The 2,910-nt window shown below is 59.1% G+C and carries 4 protein-coding genes, 1 tRNA gene and 1 pseudogene; 3 read left to right on the top strand and 3 right to left on the bottom strand.

The window, feature by feature from the left end; all coding sequences use genetic code 11:
* Window positions 1-176 precede the first annotated feature (176 nt).
* The 3 genes from CVM52_RS24945 to CVM52_RS24935 all read left to right on the top strand — a co-directional run bounded on the left by CVM52_RS24945 (window position 177) and on the right by CVM52_RS24935 (window position 2,390).
* Complete coding sequence (locus tag CVM52_RS24945; RefSeq protein ID WP_100164974.1) at window positions 177-749, top strand: hypothetical protein; 573 nt, start codon at window positions 177-179, stop codon at window positions 747-749.
* Window positions 750-1,035: 286 nt separating this feature from the next.
* On the top strand, window positions 1,036-1,275 hold the full coding sequence (locus CVM52_RS24940; RefSeq protein WP_100164973.1) for a hypothetical protein: 240 nt from the start codon (window positions 1,036-1,038) through the stop codon (window positions 1,273-1,275).
* A 107-nt stretch (window positions 1,276-1,382) separates the two neighbouring features.
* Complete coding sequence (locus CVM52_RS24935; protein ID WP_172721087.1) at window positions 1,383-2,390, top strand: tyrosine-type recombinase/integrase; 1,008 nt, start codon at window positions 1,383-1,385, stop codon at window positions 2,388-2,390.
* 53 nt (window positions 2,391-2,443) lie between these two features.
* Here the strand turns inward: CVM52_RS24935 and CVM52_RS24930 are convergent.
* The 3 genes and pseudogenes from CVM52_RS24930 to CVM52_RS27855 form a co-directional block, all read right to left on the bottom strand.
* Window positions 2,444-2,518, bottom strand: a tRNA-Phe gene (locus CVM52_RS24930).
* Between the two features lie 79 nt (window positions 2,519-2,597).
* Window positions 2,598-2,780 carry a DNA gyrase inhibitor YacG gene (locus CVM52_RS24925; protein ID WP_100164971.1) on the bottom strand — a complete coding sequence of 61 codons (183 nt, stop codon included), beginning with the start codon at window positions 2,778-2,780 and terminating at the stop codon, window positions 2,598-2,600.
* Window positions 2,780-2,910 (bottom strand): annotated as a pseudogene (locus CVM52_RS27855) (ribonuclease E/G); the annotation flags it as partial. The gene CVM52_RS24925 and the pseudogene CVM52_RS27855, both read right to left, overlap by 1 nt.

Raw genomic sequence — 2,910 nt, 5'->3', positions numbered from 1 at the left:
CAAACCGAAACCCATGATTATCAAGATCAAACCCGCAGACTCTCGTTATGAACGAGGGACCGAAGGGGGGCAGGTCAGCCGAAATAGCGCCTCCGAATTCATAGCTCGCGAAGAGTTTTTTCTTGCTTCAATCAAGATAGCTCCCTATGAGTTAACAAAACAGACAGGAGAACATCATGAAGATCGAGCAAAAGGCGTTCAATATTCGGAAGAAGTTCGAGGGCGCCCCCCTGGACGAGCTGCTGCTCAACTCCCAAGAAGTAGCATTCGCTACGGGTGTTGAGGCCAAGTCCGTTCAGAACTGGTCGACTCGCGAGTTAATCGTCGGTCATGGCGGTGGCGGCCAGCGTGGTTGCCATCGCCAGTTTGATTGGCAAAACCTGATGGAAGTTGCATGCGCCGCAACATTGATGGACTCGGGTCTTTCCGCTCCCGCCGATGCGTTTCGGGCTGCCAGGCATCTTGCACATGCCGGCGCTGGGACGACCCCGAATTGTCAGGCTACGCGCCATCCCGGCTTTCCCTACCATTTCGAGTTGGGCAAGACCTATCTCCATGTCAGCGGCGATCGTGGATGCGTGATGCTGCATACCTCAGATACCCGGCCAAGTGAAATTGAGACTAAGCTCGGCCGTCCGGTCGGGTACATCTCGCTGAACGTTTCGGCTGTCTTTGAACTCGTGTGTGCTCGACTGGGCCTCCACCCCAACACCGTACTTGATCAGGTTTATTCGAAAGACTCTGCCTGAGTTTCAGAGTGCTCCGGGGCAAGGCAAGAAGAGAAATTGCAGCATGGGACGAGGCCTCAATTCATCCGAGCGCTGCGGACTGCGCGAGTTCCTCAACTTAATGGATTGGATCCAGCGGGAACGGGATAGACGGGCAGATCGACAGTGGCGAATCCTTGAAGATGGCTCCTCACGTACCGCGCTCCCAAAGTATCGCATCACCGAAGAGCAAAGTCGGGAGCTAGCGTCATTTTCTAAGGATCAGAAGCGAAGGCACCGCAAAGCACGCTCGTAAAGGGAAAGAAGAATGGCAAGCGCAACTCTGAATCTTTCCGTTGTCGAAAAAAGGATGCTCTCCGCTTTGGAGGCAGCAAACTACTGCGGCATGGCCGCAAAGCACTTCAAGGCGCTTTGTCCGGTTAACCCAATTGAACTGCGCCCTGGCGAAATCCGATGGGACAAGCGCGATCTTGATTCCTGGATCGATGGCTGCAAACAGGGGGCCGAGGAGACGAGCCGCGAGGCGATCCTCGGCAAGCTGGGATGAGGCTTATCCGGCTGACCGGCTTCAAAGCCTGGACCGTCAAGAAGCGCCGGTCAGATGGAACCAAGTGGGAGTCACGGCCATACTACCAGCACCGGGCGACCGGGCTCATGCTCGACACCCAAAAGTACCCGATGGGCACTTCGGGCTTCTATACAGAGGCACAGCGCATCGAGGCGGCACACGAGGCGATCCAGCAGAAGGCGCCAAAGGCAGGTACGCTTGGCGGGCTGATCCGGCACTACTTTGAAACAGAGCACTTCGCATCGAGAGCAGCTGCGACGCAACGGGACTACCGACGTTGCGCGGATTACTTGGCTCCCATCCAGGATACACCGGTTCACGTGCTGGATACTCCGCTGATTGCTGGAATCCACGATAAGGCATCGCGCAAACTAGGGTGGCGGCAGGGCAATTATGTCCTCACTTTCTTGCGCCAGGTGTTCAAGTTCGGCAGGCCCCACGGATTGATTGAGGGCAATCCGGCTGAAGGGGTGATCCCAAAGCCTCGACCGCGCGACGCCGGTTATGCAAATCGCCCATGGTCCGCGGCTGAAGAAGAAATCGTTTTCAGGCGCGCCTCGCCGGAATTGCGAGCGGCATTGGCGGTCATGGTGAACACGGGCCTAGACCCGTCGGACGCGATTCGCATGAAGCGCGATATGGAACAAGCCGGCGCCCTCCGTGGCCTACGCGGTAAGACGCGCGCGGAAATTATAGTTCCCATCGGAGCGCGTTTGGCAAAAGCGCTGGATCAAGCCCCACCGCACAATGCGACCACGCTTCTCGCTAGCTCCAAAGGGACCCCCTGGACCTATGACGGCCTCGCGACGGCCTTCCAGCGCTTGAAGACGAAGCTCCTAAAGGAGGAGCTGATCGAACCCGGCCTGACCATGAAGGGCCTGCGGCACACAGTCGCCACGACATTGCGGGAACTTGGAGTCGATGAACGCACCATCGCGGACCTCTTGGCACAAAAGACCACCTCGATGGGGGGCTACTACAGCCGGGGCGCGGACCTCACTGTGAAGAACATTGAAACCGTGCGCCGGCTCGACGAGGCGAACGAGAAGAGAACAAGGGTTGTCAAACCCTTCCCCAAAAAACGTCAAACCTAATTGAGGAAAGACATGAGCAGAGACAAAAATCGCAACCAATACAAGGGTTTGCGTGGTGCCCGGGGGCGGAATCGAACCACCGACACGAGGATTTTCAATCCACTGCTCTACCCCTGAGCTACCCGGGCACGGGTGGAAGGGCGTCCTTCCGGGTCTGGGCCTTCTAGGCGCTTGCCGGGCGGGTGTCCAGAGGGTTTTTCACCGGGCTCAATGCGGCCTGGGCGGCAAGCCGATCTCGTCGGGTTCGGCGCCTTCTCCCTCGTCGGGATCGGCGGCGGGGATGGCGTAGCTGCCGGTCAGCCAGCGGCCCAGGTCGCGGTCGGCGCAGCGGCGCGAGCAGAACGGGCGATAGGCTTTTTGCGGCGCCGCGCCGCAGATCGGGCAGGACATCAGATCACCTCGGCGAGGGGCACGCGACCGCGCTTGCGTTGCAGTTCGAAATGGCCCAGCGGGGTCCAGCCGGCCAGCACGGTTTCCTCGCTGTCGCCGCGCAGCGCCGCGCGCAGGGCGGCTTCGAAGG

It is taken from the genome of Pseudooceanicola lipolyticus (assembly GCF_002786325.1).
GTDB classification, from domain to species: Bacteria; Pseudomonadota; Alphaproteobacteria; order Rhodobacterales; family Rhodobacteraceae; genus Pseudooceanicola_C; species Pseudooceanicola_C lipolyticus.
This window is presented reverse-complemented; position numbering and strand designations above follow the sequence as displayed.